Origin of the sequence: Nonomuraea terrae, from assembly GCF_044465245.1 — a bacterium.
Taxonomy (GTDB): domain Bacteria; phylum Actinomycetota; class Actinomycetes; order Streptosporangiales; family Streptosporangiaceae; genus Nonomuraea; species Nonomuraea terrae.
On the sequence record NZ_JBITLL010000005.1, the window covers coordinates 1121684 to 1141716 of the forward strand.

Annotated in this window: 21 protein-coding genes and 1 tRNA gene; 11 read left to right on the forward strand and 11 right to left on the reverse strand. The window is 71.7% G+C overall.

The genetic code is table 11. From position 1 onward, the window contains the following. Window positions 1-40: 40 nt before the first annotated feature. Complete coding sequence (locus ACIBP6_RS28920; RefSeq protein ID WP_397057026.1) at window positions 41-1033, reverse strand: ABC transporter substrate-binding protein; 993 nt, start codon at window positions 1031-1033, stop codon at window positions 41-43. Between the two features lie 272 nt (window positions 1034-1305). Between ACIBP6_RS28920 and ACIBP6_RS28925 the strand changes: the two genes are divergently transcribed. Next, window positions 1306-4707 carry an alpha-L-arabinofuranosidase C-terminal domain-containing protein gene (locus ACIBP6_RS28925; protein WP_397057027.1) on the forward strand — a complete coding sequence of 1134 codons (3402 nt, stop codon included), beginning with the start codon at window positions 1306-1308 and terminating at the stop codon, window positions 4705-4707. Between the two features lie 60 nt (window positions 4708-4767). Here ACIBP6_RS28925 and ACIBP6_RS28930 read toward each other — a convergent pair whose 3' ends face one another. Beyond that, entirely contained in the window at window positions 4768-5514 is a 747-nt protein-coding gene (locus ACIBP6_RS28930; protein ID WP_397057028.1) for a metallophosphoesterase, read from the reverse strand. Between the two features lie 76 nt (window positions 5515-5590). Here ACIBP6_RS28930 and pdxR point away from each other — a divergent pair, with 76 nt between their 5' ends. The 4 genes from pdxR (at window position 5591) to ACIBP6_RS28950 (ending at window position 9318) form a co-directional block, all read left to right on the forward strand. Then, a complete protein-coding gene (gene pdxR / locus ACIBP6_RS28935; RefSeq protein WP_397057029.1) occupies window positions 5591-6988 on the forward strand; it encodes a MocR-like pyridoxine biosynthesis transcription factor PdxR in 1398 nt (465 codons plus the stop codon). Between the two features lie 21 nt (window positions 6989-7009). Next, a complete protein-coding gene (locus ACIBP6_RS28940; protein WP_132616258.1) occupies window positions 7010-7216 on the forward strand; it encodes a DUF4236 domain-containing protein in 207 nt (68 codons plus the stop codon). Between the two features lie 111 nt (window positions 7217-7327). Next, on the forward strand, window positions 7328-8779 hold the full coding sequence (locus ACIBP6_RS28945; protein ID WP_397057030.1) for a pyridoxal-dependent decarboxylase: 1452 nt from the start codon (window positions 7328-7330) through the stop codon (window positions 8777-8779). Between the two features lie 11 nt (window positions 8780-8790). After that, on the forward strand, window positions 8791-9318 hold the full coding sequence (locus ACIBP6_RS28950; RefSeq protein WP_397057031.1) for an AAA family ATPase: 528 nt from the start codon (window positions 8791-8793) through the stop codon (window positions 9316-9318). A 20-nt stretch (window positions 9319-9338) separates the two neighbouring features. On the opposite strand, the gene ACIBP6_RS28955 is transcribed toward ACIBP6_RS28950, so the two are convergent. Further along, window positions 9339-9411: transfer RNA gene (locus ACIBP6_RS28955), tRNA-Ala, on the reverse strand. A gap of 74 nt (window positions 9412-9485) precedes the next feature. Here ACIBP6_RS28955 and ACIBP6_RS28960 point away from each other — a divergent pair. Beyond that, window positions 9486-10376, forward strand: coding sequence for an RNA polymerase sigma-70 factor (locus ACIBP6_RS28960; RefSeq protein ID WP_397057032.1), 891 nt, complete (start codon window positions 9486-9488; stop codon window positions 10374-10376). 6 nt (window positions 10377-10382) lie between these two features. Here the strand turns inward: ACIBP6_RS28960 and ACIBP6_RS28965 are convergent, their stop codons facing one another. From ACIBP6_RS28965 to ACIBP6_RS28985, 5 genes are all read right to left on the reverse strand, one after another. Beyond that, window positions 10383-11210, reverse strand: a complete 828-nt coding sequence (locus tag ACIBP6_RS28965; RefSeq protein WP_397057033.1) for a metal-dependent hydrolase — start codon at window positions 11208-11210, stop codon at window positions 10383-10385. A 12-nt stretch (window positions 11211-11222) separates the two neighbouring features. Then, window positions 11223-12437 (reverse strand): CynX/NimT family MFS transporter, encoded by a 1215-nt coding sequence (locus tag ACIBP6_RS28970; RefSeq protein WP_397057034.1) that lies wholly within the window; start codon window positions 12435-12437, stop codon window positions 11223-11225. A 155-nt stretch (window positions 12438-12592) separates the two neighbouring features. Then, on the reverse strand, window positions 12593-13219 hold the full coding sequence (locus ACIBP6_RS28975) for an SRPBCC family protein (RefSeq protein ID WP_132616269.1): 627 nt from the start codon (window positions 13217-13219) through the stop codon (window positions 12593-12595). Between the two features lie 31 nt (window positions 13220-13250). Beyond that, the gene (locus ACIBP6_RS28980; RefSeq protein WP_397057035.1) at window positions 13251-13628 is read right to left on the reverse strand and encodes a hypothetical protein; all 378 of its coding nucleotides are present in this window, start codon (window positions 13626-13628) and stop codon (window positions 13251-13253) included. Next, window positions 13625-13987 carry a hypothetical protein gene (locus tag ACIBP6_RS28985; protein ID WP_397057036.1) on the reverse strand — a complete coding sequence of 121 codons (363 nt, stop codon included), beginning with the start codon at window positions 13985-13987 and terminating at the stop codon, window positions 13625-13627. Before ACIBP6_RS28985 ends, ACIBP6_RS28980 begins: the two co-directional genes overlap by 4 nt. Before the next feature lie 163 nt (window positions 13988-14150). Here ACIBP6_RS28985 and ACIBP6_RS28990 point away from each other — a divergent pair, with 163 nt between their 5' ends. Next, window positions 14151-14645, forward strand: coding sequence for a DUF523 domain-containing protein (locus tag ACIBP6_RS28990; RefSeq protein WP_397057037.1), 495 nt, complete (start codon window positions 14151-14153; stop codon window positions 14643-14645). On the opposite strand, the gene ACIBP6_RS28995 is transcribed toward ACIBP6_RS28990, so the two are convergent. Then, on the reverse strand, window positions 14621-15001 hold the full coding sequence (locus ACIBP6_RS28995) for a hypothetical protein (protein ID WP_397057038.1): 381 nt from the start codon (window positions 14999-15001) through the stop codon (window positions 14621-14623). The genes ACIBP6_RS28990 and ACIBP6_RS28995 overlap by 25 nt on opposite strands. Window positions 15002-15160: 159 nt before the next feature. Between ACIBP6_RS28995 and ACIBP6_RS29000 the strand changes: the two genes are divergently transcribed. The 3 genes from ACIBP6_RS29000 to ACIBP6_RS29010 are packed head-to-tail and all read left to right on the forward strand — an operon-like array spanning window position 15161 to window position 18373. Continuing rightward, window positions 15161-15847: a GAP family protein gene (locus ACIBP6_RS29000; RefSeq protein WP_397057039.1), complete on the forward strand. Its 687-nt coding sequence runs from the start codon at window positions 15161-15163 to the stop codon at window positions 15845-15847. Between the two features lie 27 nt (window positions 15848-15874). Further along, on the forward strand, window positions 15875-17671 hold the full coding sequence (gene nhaA, locus ACIBP6_RS29005; protein ID WP_397057040.1) for a Na+/H+ antiporter NhaA: 1797 nt from the start codon (window positions 15875-15877) through the stop codon (window positions 17669-17671). Between the two features lie 39 nt (window positions 17672-17710). Further along, window positions 17711-18373 (forward strand): hypothetical protein, encoded by a 663-nt coding sequence (locus ACIBP6_RS29010; protein WP_397057041.1) that lies wholly within the window; start codon window positions 17711-17713, stop codon window positions 18371-18373. Window positions 18374-18417: 44 nt separating this feature from the next. On the opposite strand, the gene ACIBP6_RS29015 is transcribed toward ACIBP6_RS29010, so the two are convergent. Then, window positions 18418-19194, reverse strand: a complete 777-nt coding sequence (locus tag ACIBP6_RS29015; RefSeq protein ID WP_397057042.1) for an SDR family oxidoreductase — start codon at window positions 19192-19194, stop codon at window positions 18418-18420. Window positions 19195-19275: 81 nt separating this feature from the next. Here ACIBP6_RS29015 and ACIBP6_RS29020 point away from each other — a divergent pair, with 81 nt between their 5' ends. After that, window positions 19276-19584: a hypothetical protein gene (locus ACIBP6_RS29020; RefSeq protein ID WP_397057043.1), complete on the forward strand. Its 309-nt coding sequence runs from the start codon at window positions 19276-19278 to the stop codon at window positions 19582-19584. On the opposite strand, the gene ACIBP6_RS29025 is transcribed toward ACIBP6_RS29020, so the two are convergent. Continuing rightward, entirely contained in the window at window positions 19571-20023 is a 453-nt protein-coding gene (locus tag ACIBP6_RS29025; protein ID WP_397057044.1) for a hypothetical protein, read from the reverse strand. The genes ACIBP6_RS29020 and ACIBP6_RS29025 overlap by 14 nt on opposite strands. Window positions 20024-20033: the final 10 nt, after the last annotated feature.

Below are 20033 nucleotides of genomic sequence, written 5' to 3' on the forward strand. Positions count from 1 at the left end.
GCCCCCGAGTGGCCTCAGCCGGAGTGCGGGCCGATGCGAATCAGTACTGGCGAGTGGACAGGACCTGCTTGGCCTGGTCCTGCGTGAACGTGGTCTCCTCGGTCACCACCCGAGCCGGCACCTGCTGCCCCGCCACGACCTTCTTGGCCAGGTCCATGAGCTGCGGCCCGAGCAGCGGCGAGCACTCCACGATGAAGTTGATCTTCCCGTCGGCGAGCGCCTGCATCCCGTCCCGGACGGCGTCCACGGTGATGATCTTGATGTCCTGGCCGGGCACCTTCCCGGCCCCTTCGATGGCCTCGATCGCGCCGAGGCCCATGTCGTCGTTGTGCGCGTAGAGCAGGTCGATGTCCGGATGCGCCTTCAGGAAGGCCTCCATGACCTCCTTGCCCTTGGCCCGGGTGAAGTCGCCGGTCTGCGAGGCGACGATCTTGAACTTGGGGTCGGCCTGGATGATCTCCTGGAACCCGGCCTTACGGTCGTTCGCCGGCGCCGAGCCGGTCGTGCCCTGCAGCTCGACGATGTTGACCGTCTCGGTGGCGTCCTTGTACTCCTCCACCAGCCACTGCCCGGCCTTCCTGCCCTCCTCGACGAAGTCCGAGCCGAGGAACGTCTTGTACAGGCTCGCGTCAGGGGAGTCCACCGCCCGGTCGGTGAGGATCACGGGGATGTTGGCGTCCTTGGCCTCCTTGAGCACGGTGTCCCAGCCCGACTCGACCACCGGAGAGAAGGCGATGACGTCCACCCGCTGCTGGATGTAGGAGCGGATGGCCTTGATCTGGTTCTCCTGCTTCTGCTGGGCGTCGGAGAACTTGAGCGTGACGCCCGCGCTCTTGGCCGCGTCCTGCACGGACTTGGTGTTCGCGGTACGCCACCCGCTCTCCGCCCCCACCTGGGCGAAGCCCATGGTGATCGGGTCCGCGCCGCCGGAACCGCCGGAACCGCCGCTGCCACCGCTGCCGCCGCTGCCGCATGCCGCCAGGGACATCGCGGTGAGCCCGGCCAGCACCATCGCCGAGATCCTCTTCAACACGTGGGGGGTCCCTTCTCCTGTGAACGCTAACATCGGCAAGGCGGACCGCCGCCTTATGCGTCCTGCGTGTACGGGATGAACGTGTGCCTCTTTCGGCGCCTGGCCTGACTGTGAACGTTAACAACGGGTCTCGTCAAGGGATCCTTCACGTTACGGCGGGGCTATGGAGAACCGTCTTGACGGGTACTTCACGCGACTCTTGACTGGTCGCGAATCGCAGACGTTGACGCTCTCCGTTCTGTTAGCGCTAACACCCGAGGAGCCCCCCACCCATGCTGCGTATCGCCTCATCGGTCCTGCTCCTGGCGGGCCTGCTGGCACCACCGACGCCCGCGGCCTCGGTCGCGGAGCCGATCCCCGAAGGCGCCGTCGTGGAGCAGTTCGACGGCACCACGCTCAGCGAGGACTGGTCGATCCTGTCCCCCGACGACTCCAGATGGAGCCTGTCGGGCGGAGCTCTCCACCTCGACACCCTCACCGGCGACACGCACCAGGGCACCAACAACGCCAGGAACCTCTTCCTCGTGGACGTCCCCGACGGCGACTTCCAGGCCGTCGTCAAGCTCAGCGCGCCGGTCACGCTGGACTACCAGAGCGCGGGCCTGCTGGCCTGGCAGGGGTGGGACGACTACGTACGGACCGGGCTGGCGCACGTCGGGTCCGCCGGCGGGCCGGTGATCGAGACGGCCACCGAGGTCGGCGCCGCCTTCACCTCGTCCTTCGCGCCCCGTCCCGGCTCCACGGCCGAGATCGTCAAGCTGGCGCGGACGGGCGACGAGTTCGTCTCCTCCTACTGGGACGGCACGGCCTGGTCCGAGGCGGCCCGGATGACCGCCCGGCTGACGGTCGGGCAGGTCGGGCTCTTCGGGCTGTCGGCGCAGAACGGCACCTCCGTCCGGGCGACGTTCGACTACTTCGCGATCAAGGCGGCCGAGGGCGAGCGGGTCGTTCCTGAGGGGACGTTCACGCTGCGCGCGAGGGCGCTGCCGTACCTGTCGGCCGAGCGGTCCGGCTCGGTGCGGGCCTCGGCGAAGGCGCCGATGGCCGCTCTCGCCTTCACGGCGGAGCCCTCGGGCGACGGCGTACGGCTCAAGGACGCCGCGACAGGCCGCTACCTGCGGGCGTCCGACCGGGTGCGCCTGAGCTCCACGGCGTCGGTCTTCGAGATCACGGACGCCGGCGGCGGCACGGTCACGCTCTCCTCGGGCGGCCGGAGCGTCGCGATCAGCGACGGGCGGCTCGTCATGGGCACAGACGCGGACAAGTTCCGCATCGAGGGCTACACCTCGGGCGAGCTCACCGTGGACACCCGGGCGCCGGGCACCAAGGTGAGCCCCGACCTGTACGGCGTCTTCTACGAGGACATCAACCACGCCGCCGACGGCGGCCTCTACGCCGAGCTGGTGCAGAACCGCTCGTTCGAGTTCAACGCGGTCGACGAGCCCTCCTACACCGGGCTGACGGCCTGGAGCGAGGCCGAGCGCGGCGCCACCGCGACGCCCGCCATCTCCTCCGAGCAGCCGCTCAACCCGAACAACCGCCACTACCTGCGGCTGGACGTGACGGGCGACGGCACGGCCGGGGTGAGCAACGCCGGGTTCAACCGCGGCCTGCCGCTGCGGAAGGGCGAGCGCTACGAGCTGTCGCTGTGGGCCAAGCGCGCGGACACCGCCCCGCTGACGGTCACCGCCGAGGCCGGCTCCACCGTGCTCGGCAGGGCGACGGTGCGGGTGAAGGCCGGCGGCTGGGCGAAGTACACCGCCTCGTTCACCGCGTCGGGCACCACCGACGCCGGCCGCCTGGTCGTCCAGGCCCCGGCCGGGCGGACCGACCTCGACATGGTCTCGCTCTTCCCGCGCGACACCTTCAAGGGGCGTGAGAACGGCATGCGCGCCGACCTCGCGAAGATGATCGCGGCCCTGGAGCCGCAGTTCCTGCGCTTCCCCGGCGGCTGCGTGGCGAACGTCGGCACCTACGACCCGTACGCGGACAACCAGGACCGGCGGCGCATCTACCAGTGGAAGGAGACGATCGGCCCGGTCGAGGAGCGGCCGACGAACTTCAACTTCTGGGGCTACAACCAGAGCTACGGCATCGGCTACTACGAGTACTTCCAGTTCGCCGAGGACCTCGGGGCCGAGCCGCTTCCCGTGTTGTCGGTGGGCGTGAACGGCTGCGGCGAGAACCGGCCGCTGACCGACGAGGCCGGGCTGTCCCGGTGGGTGCGGGACACGCTCGACCTGATCGAGTTCGCCAACGGCCCGGTCACGTCGGAGTGGGGCGCGAAGCGCGCCGAGCTGGGGCATCCGAAGCCGTTCGGGCTGGAGTACATCGGGCTCGGGAACGAGGAGATCTACGAGCAGTTCTTCGCGAACTATCCGAAGTTCGCGGACGCCGTCAGGGCCGAGTACCCGGACATCAAGATCATCAGCAACTCGGGACAGACGTCGCAGGGCGCCTGGTTCGACCGGATGTGGCAGTTCGCCCGCGATCAGCGGGCCGACCTGGTCGACGAGCACTACTACAACAACACCAGCTGGTTCCTGACCAACAACCGCCGCTACGACTCCTACGACCGCGAGGGCCCCAAGGTGTTCGTGGGCGAGTACGCCTCGCAGGGCAACACGTTCTACAACGCCCTGGCGGAGGCGTCGTACATGACGGGCATCGAGCGCAACTCCGACGTCGTGGAGCTGGCCTCGTACGCGCCGCTGCTGGCCAACGTGGACTACGTGGACTGGACGCCGGACCTCATCTGGTTCGACAACGACGAGGCGTACGGCTCGCCGAGCTACCACGTCCAGCGCCTGTTCGCCACGAACGTGGGCGAGCGGGTGGTGCCGAGCGCGTTCGAGGGCGAGGCCGGGCCCGTCGAGGACATCACCGGCGCCGTCGGCCTCGGCTCCTGGAACACCGCCGTCCGCTACGACGACGTGAAGGTCACCGCCGCGGACGGCACCGTGCTGCTGGCCGACGACTTCTCGGCCGGCGCCGGTAACTGGACGCCCGGCCTGGGCACGTGGGCCGTCCAGGACGGCGCGTACGTGCAGACCGCTCAGATCGCGGACGCCCGCTCCACCGCCGGCTCGGCCGACTGGTCGGACTACACGATCGAGGTGACCGCCCGCAAGACCGCCGGCGCGGAGGGCTTCCTGGTGATGTTCGGGGTGCGCGACACCGGCACCTTCTACTGGTGGAACGTCGGCGGCTGGAACAACACCCAGTCGGCCATCGAGAAGGCCGTCAACGGCGGCAAGTCGTCCATCGCCACCTCGTCCCACACCGTCCGGACCGGCCGCGACCACCACCTGAAGATCCAGGTCAGCGGTCGCCGCATCACGACCTGGCTGGACGGGCAGCAGGTCAACTCCGTCGTGGACGACTCGCGGGTCGAGCCCCTCTACCAGGTCGTCTCCCGGGACGGAAAGTCGGTGACCCTCAAGGTCGTCAACGCCCAGGACACCGCCGTCCGCGCGAACGTGGACCTCGGCGCCACCCGCGTCCACCCCACCGCCACGGTCACGAGCCTGACCGGCGCCCCCTCCGACACCAACTCCCTGTCCGACCCGGACCGCATCTCTCCGGTCCGGCACCACCAGAGCGGCTTCTCCTCGACCTTCACCTACGACTTCCCGGCCCACTCGGTGACCTTCATCCCCCTGACCGAACGCTGACCGCGAACCGTCGGGGGTGCGGGCGCCGGCCGCACCCCCGACGGTTCGCCTCTCCGGCCCCTACGGGACCACGCGGTAGTGGGTGGTGAGGCCCCCGTCCTCGTCCAGGACATGGAACGCGATCACCGGAGGAAGGTCGTGGTCCAGACAGGCGTCGAACCCCACGCCACCCTCCCAAGGCAGCTTGAGCGTGGAGACCACGCCCCCGCCCACGAGCAACGGCCGCCCGGCGAACGTGCCGGCCGCGGCCGTGTGGGCATGCCCGACCAGCACCCCCGCCACGTTCGAACGCCCCGCCAGCACCGACTCCAGCCGCTCCGGCCGCAGCAGCCGGATCCCGTCCGCCTCCGGGCTGTGCAGCCTCACCGGCGGGTGGTGAAAGGCCACGAAGACCGGCAGTTCCGTTCCGTCCAGCACTCCCTGCAGCCACCCGAGCGTCTCGTCGTCGAGATGCCCGGCGTCGTCACCCGGAATGGACGAGTCGCACATCGCGTAGACCGCCCGCTCCGTACGCAGCACCTGGTTGACGGGCCCGTCCCCGCCCTCCTCCCCCAGCAGCACACGACGGAACACGGCCCGCACGTCATGGTTGCCCGGCCCGGCCAGGACGGGATGCCGCGAGGCGAGCAGCTTGGCCGCGGTCTCGTACTCCTCGTCCAGCCCGTGGTCGGCGATGTCGCCGGTGACGAGGACGGCGTCGAGGTCGTGGGGCAGCGCGTCGAGCGTGCGCATGACGGCGTCGGCACGTCCGGCGCTCTCAGGGGTGGCGCCGATGTGGATGTCGCTCAGGTGAGCGATCACGATCATGTGATGTGTCCTTCCGGTTCTTCGAGGCACGACCCACGCTAGGACCGGCACCGGACCAGCCGTAAGATCCGATCCTGTGCCGGAAGATTGGGCCAGTTCGGGAGTGGACCTGCATCTGGAGCTCTCCTCGCAGGGCGGGCGGCGGCGGGCGCTGGAGGACGCGCTGCGCCGGGCGATCAGGGACGGCCGCCTCCTGCCGGGCGCCCGGCTGCCCTCGACCCGCTCCCTCGCCGCCGAGCTGCGGCTGTCCCGCGGCACGGTGACGGCGGCGTACGACCAGCTCGTCGCGGAGGGCTACCTGACCAGCCGCCCCGGCGCCGCCACCGAGGTGGCCCTCCCGGCCACCACCCCGGTCGAGCCCGCGCGGATCCCTCCGGGCGCGGATGGCGAGCCGGTACACGATCTGCGGCCGGGGCAGCCCGACGTGTCCGCCTTTCCGGCCCGCGCGTGGCTGCGGGCGACGCGGCACGTGCTGGCGACCGCGCCCGCCGGGGTGCTGGGCCCGTGCGACCCGCGTGGCCGGATCGAGCTGCGGGCGGCGCTCGCCGGCTACCTCGCCAGGACCCGCGGGGTGCTCGCCGATCCCGAGCTGATCGTGGTCACGACGGGGTTCGTCCAGGCGCTCAACCTCCTCGCCAGGGTCGTCGGCGGCACCGTCGCCATGGAGGACCCGGGCCACGACTTCTACCGCGAGGTGGTCTCGCGCGCCGGGTGCGAGATCGTCCCGCTGCCGGTGGACGAGCTCGGCGCCCGTACCGACCTGCTGACCCCCGAGATCGCGGCGGCGGTCGTGACGCCCGCGCACCAGTACCCGATGGGCGTCCCCCTGCACCCCCGCCGCCGCCGCGCGCTGCGCGCGTGGGGCGGCCTGGTGGTCGAGGACGACTACGACGGCGAGTTCCGCTACGACCGGCAGCCCGTCGGCGCGCTCCAGGCCACGGCGCCCGACCGGGTGGTCTACTGCGGCACCACGTCGGAGTCCCTCGCGCCGGCCCTGCGCCTGGCCTGGATGGCGGTGCCGCCCGCGCTGATCGGCCAGGTCACCGAGGCCAAGCTGTACGCCGACGCGCACACCGAGGTGCTCGGCCAGCTGGTGCTCGCCAGGCTGATCGAGACGCACGACTACGACCGGCACATCCGCGCCGCCCGCCTGCGCTACCGACGCCGCCGCGACCTGCTGCGCGCCCGCCTGCGCGACGCGCTGCCCGGCGCGCGGCTGCCCGGCGTGGCGGCGGGCCTGCGCGCCCTCCTCCTGCTGCCCGAGGGCGGCCCGTCGGAGGCGGAGGTGCTGGCCGCGTGCGAGCATCGCGGCATCGCCCTGCGCCCGGCGTCCCCGCTCTGGCACGACGCGGGCCACGACGGCCTGCTCATCGGGTACGCCGCGCCCTCCGAACGCGCCTACCCGCACGCGCTCGCCGCGCTCGCCGAGACGCTCGCGGGAACCCGGCGCGCCGCACGCTCGTTGTCCGGGTGAAGCACACGGCGGAGGGGTGACATGGGCTGGCACTACCGGAAGTCAATCAAAGTCGGGCCGTTCCGGATCAACCTGTCGCGGCACGGGGTCGGCCACAGCTACGGCAACCGGCGCTTCCACGTCTCGACCTATCCCGACGGCCGCCGTCACGTGAGCGTGCGCCTGCCCGGCGGCTTCCACATCGGCAAGACGTTCGGCAAGAGCAGGGGCTACCCGCGCCACTACTGACCTTCGGCGGTCCTTCGACCGCTTGAGATAGACGGGCCGGAGGTGAAAACCTCCGGCCCGTCCCTTTTCACCCTTTCGAGATGCGGGAAAAGTGCACGGATGAGCCGTCACATGACCCCCGAAGAGTTCCGCCGCCACGGCAAGCAGGTCGTGGACTGGATCGCCGACTATCTCGCCGGCATCGAGTCCCGTCCCGTGATGTCCCAGGTGGAGCCGGGTGAGATCCGGCGCGCCCTGCCGGAGTGGCCGCCCGAGCACGGCGAGCCGTTCGAGGCCGTCCTGGCGGACGTGGAGCGCGTCCTGCTGCCCGGCGTGACGCACTGGCAGCATCCGGGTTTCTTCGCCTATTTCCCGTCCAACGCCAGCGGCCCGTCCATCCTGGGCGACCTGCTGTCGAGCGGGCTCGGCGTGCAGGGGATGCTCTGGATCACGAGCCCGGCGTGCACGGAGCTGGAGACCGTGGTGGTGGACTGGCTGGCCGACCTGCTGGGCCTGCCCGACCACTTCCGCACCGACGGGCGCGGCGGCGGTGTCATCCAGGACTCCGCGTCGAGCGCCTGTCTGGTGGCGCTGCTGGCGGCGCTGCACCGGGCCGGCGGCGGCCGGGTGGCGTCCGAGGGGATCGACCGCCGCTACACCCTCTACGTGTCGTCGCAGACGCACTCGTCACTGGAGAAGGCCGCGCGGATCGCGGGCCTGGGCGCGGCGGGCGTACGCGTCGTGGACGTCGACCCGCGCACGATGGCCATGGACCCCGCCCACCTGCGGACACTGCTGGAGCGCGACGAGGCGGCGGGCGCCGTGCCGGCGATGGTGTGCGCGACCGTGGGCACCACCTCCACCACGGCCATCGACCCGGTGGCCGCCATCGGCGACGTGTGCCGCGAGCGCGGCGTCTGGCTGCACGTGGACGCCGCGTACGCCGGGGTCGCGGCGGTCTGCCCCGAGTTCCGGTGGATCAACGACGGCGTGGCCGCCTACGCGGACTCCTACTCCACGAACCCGCACAAATGGCTGCTGACCAACTTCGACTGCACCGTGCTCTGGACGGCGGACCGCGCTCCGCTGCTGGGCGCGTTGTCGATCCTGCCCGACTACCTCAGGAACGCGGCCACCTCCTCCGGCTCGGTCGTGGACTACCGCGACTGGCAGGTGCCGCTCGGCCGCCGCTTCCGCGCGCTGAAGCTGTGGTCGGTCATCCGCTGGTACGGCGCCGAGGGCCTGCGCGCGCACATCCGCTCGGGCGTCGCGCTGGCGCAGGAGCTGGCCTCGTGGATCTCCGCCGAGCCCGGCTTCGAGGTGCACGAGCCGCATCCCCTCGGCCTGGTGTGCTTCCGCCCCCTGTGGCCCGGGATGCCCCCGGACGAGGCAGACCGTGCCACGACGCGGCTGATGGACCGGCTCAACGCCGGCGACTCCCTCTACCTGACCCACACGAAGATCGCCGGCCGCGTGGTGTTGCGCATGGCCGTCGGCGGCGTCGCCACGGAACACCACCACGTGAAGTCCGCCTGGGACCGGGTCCGGGAGGAACACGCCGCCCTCGCCGCCACCCGTCAGTGAACGGGCCCACGGTGAAGGGCACGGTGAACGGCACGGTGAACGGGCCGGCCCGCCGTCCCGGACGGCTGATCCTGATCTGCGGCCTGCCCGGCGCGGGCAAGACCACGCTGGCCCGCCGCCTGGCCGCCGAGCGCGCCGCCGTGCGGCTCTGCCCGGACGAGTGGCTGGCGCACCTCGGCCTCGACCCGCACGACGAGGCCGCCCGCGACCGGCTGGAGAAGCAGCTCTGGCGGCACGCCCGCGACCTGCTGCCGCTCGGCCGGACGGTCATCCTGGAGTACGGCTTCTGGGCGCGGTCCGAGCGCGAGGAGCTGCGCCTGGCCGCCCGCGCGCTGGGGGCGGCCGTCGAGCTCCACTACCTCACGGCCCCGCTGGACGAGCTGTGGCGCCGCGTGGAGGCGCGCCACGGGTGGGGCACGGTGCCGATCACCCGCGCCATGCTCGAACAGGGCGCCGCGATCTTCGAGCCACCGGACGACGCCGAGCTGGCGCGCTACGACCGGCCGGAAAACGAAGAGGCACCTCACCACGAGAGGTGAGGTGCCGGTGGAACAAGGAGTGGAGCTATGGGGATTCGAACCCCAGACCTCCTCCATGCCATGGAGGCGCGCTACCAACTGCGCCATAGCCCCTTGCGATCACCAAGTGTACAGGGGTTCCGGAGCCCCCGTGTCACGCCGGAGCGTTCGTGATACGTCTTAGGTTCATGTCGACCTTCGAGGAGCACCGCGGCCTGCTGGTGGGTGTCGCGTACCGGATCCTGGGGAGCGTCTCCGACGCCGAGGACGTCGTCCAGGAGGCGTGGCTGCGCTGGTCGGGGGTGGACGAGGCGGACGTCAACGACCCCAAGGCGTACCTGGTCAGGGTGACCACGCGGCTGGCGATCGACCGGCTGCGGTGGGCGAAGTCCCGGCGGGAGTCGTACATCGGGCCGTGGCTGCCCGAGCCGATCGGCACGGAGCCCGACGTGGCCGAGCACGCCGAGCTGGCCGACTCCGTGGAGCTGGCGCTGCTGGTGGTGCTGGAGACGCTGTCGCCGCTGGAGCGGGCCGTGTTCGTGTTACGGGAGGCGTTCGACCTGCCGTTCGCGGAGATCGGGGAGATCATCGGCCGGTCGGAGGCGGCCACCCGGCAGCTCGCCCGGCGGGCGCGCGAGCACGTACGCGACAAACGGCCGCGCTTCGAGGTCGACCGGGGCGAACGCCGGCGGATCACCGAGCGGTTCATCGACGCGGCCGGGGCCGGGGACCTGGACGGGCTGATCCGGTTGCTGGCCGACGACGTGGCGATCGTGAGCGACGGCGGCGGCAAGGCGCGCGCGCCGTTGCGCGTCATCACGGGCGCCGACCACGTCGGCCGTTTCCTGACCTCGATCACCAGGCCGAGGGAGATGGCGCGTTTCATGGCCTCGATCGGCCTGGCCGAGGTCCCGGACCTGGCGTTCGAGGTGGCGCAGGTCAACGGCGCCCCGGCGGTGGTGATCTCGGCCGGCGACCAGGTGATCACGGTGCTCTCGCTGCTGGTGTCGGACGGCAGGATCACCACGATCTACCTCATCGCCAACCCCGACAAACTGGCTCACCTCGCCACCGCCTGACGCGGGTCAGCCGTGTCCGCAGGTGGTGCGCATGGTGAGGGCGGCGTCGTCCAGGGTCAGGGCGACCTCGACCCGGCCCAGCTCGGACGTGTGCCCGACGTGGGTGCCGCCGCACGGGATGGAGGCTTCCCCGTCCGGCAGCGAGCAGTGCCACGTGCGGCGGGCCGTCAGCTCCGGCCCCGGCACCTCGACGCGGACCGGCGCGTCCGCGGCCACCCACGCCTGCAGCAGGTCGTTCACCTCCTGGGCGACCTTCGCCGGGTCCAGGTCGTCGGCCGCGAAGCCCTTCTTGCGCAGCGACTTGCCCAGCCGGTAGACGTCGACGCTGCCGTACGGGCTGATCCGCGAGGACGTGATCGCGGCCTGGTCGAAGTCGGGATGCCCGAGCGCGTCGGTCCTCGTCTCCTTGCGCCAGCGGCCGGCCAGGGCCGCGTTGAGCGCGAGCGCGGCGAGGTGGCAGGCGGTGTGACCGGCCGAGAGCCCCGCCCGGAAACCCGCGTCGACCTCCAGGTCGACCTCGGCGCCCACGGGCAGCGGGGTCTCCGTCACGTGGACGACGAGCCACTGCCATCCCTCGGCGCCCCGCCGCACCGGGATCGCCTCACCGATGAGGACCTCTCCGTCGGCCGAGCGGGCTCCGGTCACGCAGTCGGCGACCGGCAGGCCGCCGATCGTGCCGCGGTCGGCGGGCTGGTCGGGCCAGGTGTGGTCGAGGGGGTGGAACGGCGTCTCGGCGACGACGAGGCCGTGCCGCTCCCCCACCGGCACGGCCCCGACGATCGGGGAGCGGCCGCTGGTGCGGCCTTCGGGGAAGGTGACGAGCGTGGATTCCATCCGGGAATTGTCTCAGCGCCTGGCGCGCCGCTCGTCCTCCAGGTAGCGGTCACGGCCGGCGTACAGGCCGGTGACGAGCTGCGCGGCGATCACCACGAAGATCAGCGTGAACGGCAGCGCCCACCCGCCGGTCGCGTCGTGCAGCACGCCCACCAGCAGCGGCCCGGCGCCGGCGATGAGGTAGCCGGCGCTCTGGCCGAACGCCGACAGCGCGGCCGTGGTCTCCGGCGTCCGCGTGCGCAGCCCGAGCATCATCAGCGCCAGCGGGAACGACCCCATGCCGACCGCCACGAACGCCACCCAGACCAGCGCCAGCGACGCCGGCCCGGCCCAGAGCCCGGCGAACCCGATCACGTAGAACGCGACCAGTCCCACCACGACCGGCCGCTGGTCGCGGAAGCGGCCGGCCACCGAGGGCACGAACATCGAGACGGGGATGTTCAGCGCGGTGAAGATCCCGACGATCAGTCCGGCCTGCGCGCTGTCGTACCCGAGGTCGCCGAGCATGGTGGCGAGCCAGCCGAACATGATGTAAGCGATCATCGACTGGGTGCCGAAGTAGATCGCGATCGTCCAGGCCAGCGGGCTCCCCAGCAGGCCGCGGATGCCCTCGTCCTGGCCGCCCGTGTCCCGCTCCGGCTCACTGCGCAACAGCGCAAGCCACGGAATGGCGGCGACGGCGGCCAGGGCCGCCCACACCCCGAGCGCGACGTGCCAGTCGCCTGACATGTTCTCGATCGGCACGGTGGCCGCGGCGGCCAGCATGGTGCCCACCGCGAGGGCCGTGGTGTAGACGGTGGTCATGATCCCGGTACGGGCCGGGAAGTGACGCTTGATCAGCGTCGGGATGAGCACGTTGCCGACGGCGCCGCCGGACAGCGCGACCGCGCTGCTCACCAGGAACACCGCGGCCGAGTCGACCAGCACCCTGACCAGCAGCCCCACGCCCAGCGTGACCAGGGCGAGCAGCAGCAGCCGGTGCTCGCCCAAGCGCCGCGACAGCCCCGGGGTGACCGCGCCCACGCCGGCGAAGGCCAGCACGGGCAGTGTGGTCAGCAGTCCGGTGCCGACGCTCGACATGCCGAGCGTCCGGGCGATCTCGTCGAGCACCGGCCCGACGCTGGTGACGCCGGTACGCAGGTTGAGCGCCGCAAGGACGATCCCCAGGACGACAAGCCAGGCCAGGGAGCCGGGTCTGCCTCGGGACTCGGGGACCAGCGCGCTCATTCAGACATTCCTCTACTCATCGAATCATGGGATGAATAACTGCCGTAACAGGCCGGAAACTTAGATTTATTCCGATCCGCTGTCAAATCCCCCGGCGCCGCACGAAAACGACGAGACCCCCGCCCACCGGGCGGGGGTCTCGTCGGAAAACCGCGTCACAGGACGGGTCGCGGGCCCTGCGGCGGCTCCCCGCCAGGGGGCATCGGTCCAGGAGGCGGCAGCGTGCCGCCCGGCGGCTGGTCGCCGCCCACCGTGCCGGGCGGAACGGGCTGGTCACCGCCGTACGTGGAGCCGCGCTGGTGCGACCCCGGCACGTCGTCGCGCTGGTGCGGGCCGGGCACGTCGCCGCGCCACGCGCCGGTCTCGCCGCCGCGCGACTCGATGAACTGCTTGAACCGCTTCATGTCCCCGACGACCCGCATGCGGACCAGCTGGAGCCAGTCGGCGGCCGTCTCGGCGATGCCCTCGGGGTCGTACTCCATCTGGAGGGTCACCCTGGTGGTGCCGTCGTCGATCCGGTGGAACGTCACCACGCCCGACTGACGGGGTTTGTCGAGGCTGCGCCACGAGACCCGCTCGTCCGGGTGCTGCTCGGTGATCTCTGCCTCGAACTCGCGCCTGACGCCGGCGATCTCCGCCACCCACGCCGTACGCGTGTCGCTCAGCTGCTTGACGGACTCGACGCCTTCCATGAACTCCGGGAAGCTCTCGAACTGCGTCCACTGGTTGTAGGCCACCCTGATGGGGACCCTGACGTCTTCTGAGTGCTCGATCGTGCTCATGTGATGAGCCCCTGCCCGGGCGCCGCGGGCGTTAACGCCTGCGCAGCAGCCAGTACAGGCCCACGAGCGGCAGCACGAGCGGGATGAACAGGTAGCCCTGGCCGTAGCCGGACCACACGGTCGCGTCGGGGAAGGCGGCCGGGTCGAGCACGCTGAGCGTGCCGACGATGAGCACGCCGGCCAGCTCGACGCCGAGCGCGGCGAGCGCGAGGCGCCGCGCGCCGCGCCAGAGCGCGACGGTGAGCAGGATGTAGACGGCCGCGGCGAACGCCGACAGCGAATAGGCCAGCGGCGCCTCGCCGAACCTCATGGCGATCTGCACGCCCGCCCGCGCCCCGGCGGCCAGGGAGAACAGCCCGTAGACCGCGATCAGCGCACGCCCCGGCCCTGAGCCGATGGGGACGGTCATGCCATGCCCTGCCAGATCTGCAGCAGCCGGCCGTTCATGACCGCGATCGCGAACCCGGCGACGGCGAGGATCGCCGTGCCCCATCTGCTGCGCTCGGCCAGGGCCAGGAACACCCCGGCGGGCGGGATCAGCACCTGGCCGCCGACGTAGCCGAACAACGTCACCTTGTCGGCGGGACCGCCGCCGCCGGCCACCGCCGCGATCACGAAGCCCGCCTGCACCAGCACGGCGAGTTCGAGCACGGCGAAGCCGACCAGCAGCACCATGCCCATCGGCCGGTTGCGGAAGGCGGCGATCAGGCTCGCCAGCATGAGCACGAGCGCGCCGGCGATGACGATCGTGGAGACGATGGTGTTCATCGCCGCCAAGGTTATCGCCCGGGTGGCTCGCCCTCGATTCCGTCCAGCACCTGGCGGAGCCCGCTCGAAGCCGGCGCCCGCCCCGCGTACGTCGTGCTCGATCATGGGCGCCGGCCGGGCCGGGCGTCCCGCTGGTGCCGGTCGCGCTCATAGGATCGAAGACGTGCAGAAAATCCTCGTCAGCGCCTGCCTGATGGGCCGCAAGGTGCGCTACGACGGCCGCGCCAAGACGAGCTCCGACGCCTGCCTCGCCGGGTGGCGGGAGGAGGGGCGGCTGGTGTCGTTCTGCCCGGAGGTGTCGGGCGGGCTGCCGGTCCCCCGGCCCGCGGCCGAGATCGAGGGCGGCGCCGGCGGGGCGGCCGTCCTCGACGGTGCGGCTCGCGTGCTGACCGCCGACGGGGCCGACGTGACGGAGGAGTTCCTGGCGGGGGCGCGGGCGGCGCTCGCGGCGGCGCGCACGCACGGCGCCCGGATGGCGGTGCTCAAGGAGGGCAGCCCGTCGTGCGGCGCGCTGTCGGTCTACGACGGCACGTTCACCGGGCGGCGCGCCCCGGGCCAGGGCGTCACGACGGCGCTGCTCGAACGCCACGGCATCCGCGTCTTCACCGAGGACCGGCTCGCCGAGGCGGCCTCCTACCTGCGCACCCTCGAAACGTAGAACGCCCCGGTCAGGCCGCCGGCGAGCAGGGCCGCCGTCGTGCCGTGATACCAGAGGAGCAGCGCGCGGGGCTCCCCCGGGCCGAGGGCCACCGCGAGGATCCCCAGCGTCACCCCGCCGAGGGCGACGGCGTACCCGTACAGGAGCCCGTCCCAGGCCCATCGGCGGTGGGCCAGCGCGCCGTACGCGCCGGTGAGCCCGGCGACGGCGCAGACGGTCTCGACGACGACGGCGGGCACGATCACCGGCTCGCGCACCGGACCGAGCGCGACCCCGGAGTGCAGCAGCGCGAACGCCACGAAAGAGAGCGCGCAGATCAACGCGATGGCGCCGAGCGCGCGGCGGAGTGCGTCCATGACCCCACGGTGGCACCGCCGCGGGTGCGGGGTCGTCGTCTCCTGGGAGGTCACCCGGCTACGCCGTCCGCCGTAGACGTCCTGATGGGAAGAAGGATGTACGCCAGGTTCCGCCCGCCGGAGGAGGCAGGCCACCACCCTGATCACGATGATGGCCGTATGACGATCGGACTGCTCCTCGGCCTGGCAGCGCTGGCGTTGGTCGACAGCACCAGCTTCGGCACCCTCGGCGTCCCCCTGGTGCTCATGCTGACGATGGACAGGTCGCGGACACCGCGGTTGTTCGTCTACCTGGCCACCGTGACGGTCTTCTACTTCCTGGTGGGCGTGGCGCTCATGCTCGGGCTGTCGACGGCGCTGGAGAGCTTCGGCGACCTGTTGCACAGCCGGCCCGGGTACATCGCGCAACTCGTCGTCGGGGTGGGGCTGTTCGTGCTGAGCTTCCGGTTCGACCCCAAGCGCCGGGCCAAACGCGGCAAGTCCACCACGTTCCAGCCTCGGGCCGGCGGCCCGGCGACGATGGTGACGCTCGGGCTGACCGCCGGGGTGGTGGAGGTGGCGACGATGGTCCCGTACCTCGCGGCGATCGGCCTGATGACCACCTCCGGGCTGACGGCGGCGCAGTGGTTGCCCGTGCTGGCGGCGTACGTGCTGGTCATGGTCCTGCCCATTCTGGTGATCATGGGGGTGCGGGCGGCGGCCGGGAAGCGGCTGGAGCCGCGGCTGGAGCGGCTGCGCGACTGGCTGACCAGGCACTCGGTGTCGGCCGCGGGATGGGCGCTGGCGATCGTCGGTTTCCTGCTGGCCCGCGACGCGGCGTCCTACCTGTTCTTCCAGCCCGCCTAGGATCAGATCTCCGGGGGGAGATCTGTCATGTTGCGGGCGTTTCTGAGAACGGAGGCCGGCAGCACGAGTGTGCTGCTGGCCGCCACCGTGCTGGCCCTGGTGTGGGCGAACTCGCCATGGGGCCACACCTACGAGGCGTTCTGGCACACGCACATGGGGATCTCCTTCGGCGACGCCGCGTTCTCGCTCGACCTGCGCCACTGGGTCAACGACGGCCTGATGACCGTCTTCTTCTTCCTCATCGGGCTGGAGGTCTCCTACGAGATCCGGCTCGGGCAGCTGCGCGACCGCCGGCTGGTCGCCGTGCCGGCCGTCGCGGCTTTCGGCGGCATGCTCGTCCCGGCCGGCGTCTACCTGCTGCTCAACGCGGGCGGGCCGGCGGCCGGCGGCTGGGGCGTGCCGATCGCCACCGACACCGCGTTCGTGCTCGGCCTGCTGGCCGTGGTCGGGGCGCGCTGCCCCGATCCGCTGCGGGCATTCCTGCTGACGCTGGCCATCGTGGACGACGTGCTGGCGATCATGATCATCGCGATCTTCTACACCGATCGCCTGTCCGTCCCCGCGCTGCTCCTGGCCGTGCTGCTGCTGGCCGCCATCGTGACCCTGCGGTGGCTGAAGATCTGGCGGGCGCCCGCGTACATCGTGCTCGGCTTCTCCCTGTGGGTGGCCACCCTGCAGAGCGGCATCCACCCGACGCTGATCGGCATCGCGCTCGGCATCCTCGTCTTCGTGTACGTGCCCACCGACCACAAGCTGCTGCTGGCCGGGGAGGCCGTCCAGGAGTTCACCAGCACCCCCAGCGCCCGGGCCGCTCGCGAGGCCACGCGCCGTGTGCAGCGCGCCGTCTCCGTCAACGAACGGCTGCAGCTGCGGCTGCACCCGTGGAGCAGCTACGTGATCGTGCCGATCTTCGCCCTGGCCAACGCCGGGGTGCGGCTCGACGGCGAGACCCTGCGGGCGGCGGCCACCTCGCCGGTCGCCATCGGCGTGGCGCTGGGGCTGCTGCTCGGCAAGTTCGTCGGCATCTCGCTGGGCACGTGGCTGCCGCTGCGGCTCGGGTGGGGGACCCTGCCGGGCAACCTCGTGTGGGGGCAGCTGCTGGGCGGGGCCGCCGTGTCCGGGATCGGCTTCACCGTGGCGCTGTTCATCGTCGACCTGGCCTTCGAGGACTCCGTCCTGCACGACCAGGCGAAGATCGGCATCCTGGCCGGGTCGCTGCTGTCGGCCGCGCTGGGGTGGGTGATCTTCAAGCTGGCGTGGGACCGCGGCGGCGTCTGCGCGCCGCCCGACTCCGAGCCCGCCGAGGAGCTCCCTGTCACCCTGTCCGTGCCGGTCGGCCCCGGCGACCACGTACGCGGCCCCGCGAAGGCCCGGGTGACGATCGTGGAGTACGCCGACTTCGAATGCCCCTACTGCGGGCGCCTCCACCCGATCCTGGAGGAGATCCTCAGGAAGAACCCCGACGTGCGGCTGGTCTTCCGGCACTTCCCGCTGCGCACCCTGCACCCACGGGCCGCGCCCGCGGCGATCGTCGCCGAGGCCGCGGCCGACGCGGACCGTTTCTGGGAGATGCACGACATCCTCTACGACAACCAGCGCTTCCTCACCGACGCCGACCTCGAGCACTTCGCCGCCGAACTCGCCGTCGACCCCTGGGGGGACGTGCCCCGCCACGTCGAAAGGGTCGCGCTCGACGAGACGTCGGGACGCGAGAGCGGCGTACGCGGCACCCCGACCCTCTTCCTGAACGGCCGGCGGTACCAGGGCGCCCTGGATCTGGACTCGATCAGCCGGGCGGTGGAAGAAATCCGCGAATCCCCGTAACGTCGTCGCGTCCGTCGTCGTACCCGCTGGAGTCGCTCGATGTCCCCCGCATCCCTCATCATCTCGATGATCGCCCAGATCATCCTGGCCGTCGTGCTGATCGCCGGGGCTGTCCTGACCGGACTGCGCAGGCGCGACCACGGACGGGCGGCGATCCTGGGCATGGCGGGCTGCATCACCCTCTTGCTGGAGGTGGTGCTCGGGATCGTGATCCAGCTCATGATCCCGGCGATGGTCACGTCGCTGGGCGGGGGCTCCGCGGTGGCGTTGCTGGTGGTCAACCTGATCAGCGTCGTCCTGAAGGTGACCGGGCTCGGGCTGCTCATCTGGGCGGTCGTCGCCCGCCGCACCTCGGCGCCCGCCGAGACCCCGTCCTGGCACCAGCCCGCCGGCCACTCGGCCTGGTCCTCCCCCGCCCAGGAACAGCCCCACACCCAGAACGGCTGGCCCCAGCCGGAACAACCCGGCTGGTCCCCGCAGGGGCAGCCCGCGCAGCCCGGCTGGACCCCGCAGGGGCAGCCCGCGCAGCCCGGCTGGACCCCGCAGGAGCAGCCCGCGCAGCCCGGCTGGCCCCAGCAGGGGCAGGCGCCTCAGGGCGGCAGGCCGCAGCCAGGGCAGCCGTCTCAGCCGGGCTGGCCTCAGGAGCAGGCGTCCCAGCCGGGCCGGCCTCAGCCGGGGCAGCCCCCGCAGCACGGCTGGTAGCACCGCCGCCCTCCCAGCGGCCCTCACCCGAGCCGCCCCGCAGGTCAGGGCCGGCGGCCGTGCAGGTAGTCGTCCCACGTGATCTCACCCCTGGGCCGGGCCTCCGTGACGAGGTGGCCGGCGCGGAAGGCCCGCCCGAGCCGTCCGGGCAGCCGTACCCGCAGCACCGGACGGCGCCGCCCGCGGACCCGTAGCCAACTCCGCACGGCCTCCTCCATCGTCAGCACCTCGGGCCCGCCGTACTCCTCGATCTCCCCGCCCGGCCCCCGGCCGACGAGCGACACCAGATGCCCCGCCACGTCGCGCACGTCCACCGGGCTGGCCATGATCCCGGGGTCCACGACCATCACCCCCACCCGCGACATCGCCGGCAACGCCTGCTCCACGAACTCATGGAACTGCGTCACCCGCAGGATCGTCCACGGCACCCCACCACCCCGGACGAGCTCTTCCGCGCGCACCTTCGTCCGGAAATAGCTCCAGGGCACCCGATCCGCGCCCACGATCGAGACGTACACGAAGTGCCGCACCCCCGCCGCGCGAGCCGCCGCGAGCACCGCGGCGGTCCCGTCCAGCTCGACCCGTACCGTGTACCGCCCCTTGTACGGCGCCGAAGCCAGGTGAACGACCACCTCCGCCCCGGACACGGCCTCGGCCACGCCGTGCCCGGAGGCCACGTCCGCCACCACCCACCGCACACCGTCCCGGGACGCCCGCGCCGTGCGACTGGCCGCCCGCACGTCATGCCCCGCCGCGACGAGCCGTTTCACCAGGGCAAGCCCGAGCCGCCCACTCCCACCTGTCACAAGAACCGTCGTCATGCCCTATGGACGGCACCACAGGGTGCGATGTGACAATGTTGCGGTAAATCTCGGCATTTTCTTCGCGCGCCTGAGGGGACCATGACTCCAGAGCAGCCCGGCCCGCAGGAACCCGACCCCGACCAGACGATCCGGCACCGCCACCCCCACCCGCCCCGGCAAGCCTCACCGGAGCACCCCGCCACCCAGCGACTGCCGTACACCCCGGACATGCTGCCCGACGTATCCCACTACGAGACGAAGCCTCCTAGATCGGCCTGGTGGTGGGTGATCGTCACGGGTGGCTCCGTCCTGCTCCTCGCCGCGGCGGCCGTGGCCGTGATCCTCTGGGCGAACAGCGCCGACGCCCGTGCGCACGCCCACCAGCCGCAGCCCGTCAGGCTCGCGTGAGGTCCATCGTCCAGTTCGTCTCCCAGGTACGCCCGTCGTCGCGCGAGAACGCCTGCTCCCAGCGCGCGGTGCCGTCGTCGGCGACCGTCCAGACGAAGCGGCACCGCACCTGCCTGCCGTCGCACGTCTCCTCTCCGTAGAACTCGCCCCGGTTCCCGTCGAACGCGCCCACCATCGGCGAGGTGTCGAGCGCGCCCTGAGCGCTGCCGGCCCAGTAGAGGGACCACGTCCGCGCCACGGGGTCGTACACGCGCACGGTCAGGCCGCTGAAGCCCTTGGTCGGGAACTCGATCTCGTCGAAGCTGGCCGCGCCGCCGAAATGCCGGGTGGCGACCGATCGTCCCGGGAACTCGTCCCATTCCGCGCTCCCGGAGAGCGGCTTCACCAGCCGTCGGTTGACGACGTTCCAGTGGCCTGCGAGAAAGTCGAAGTCGTTCATGTGGGCGAAC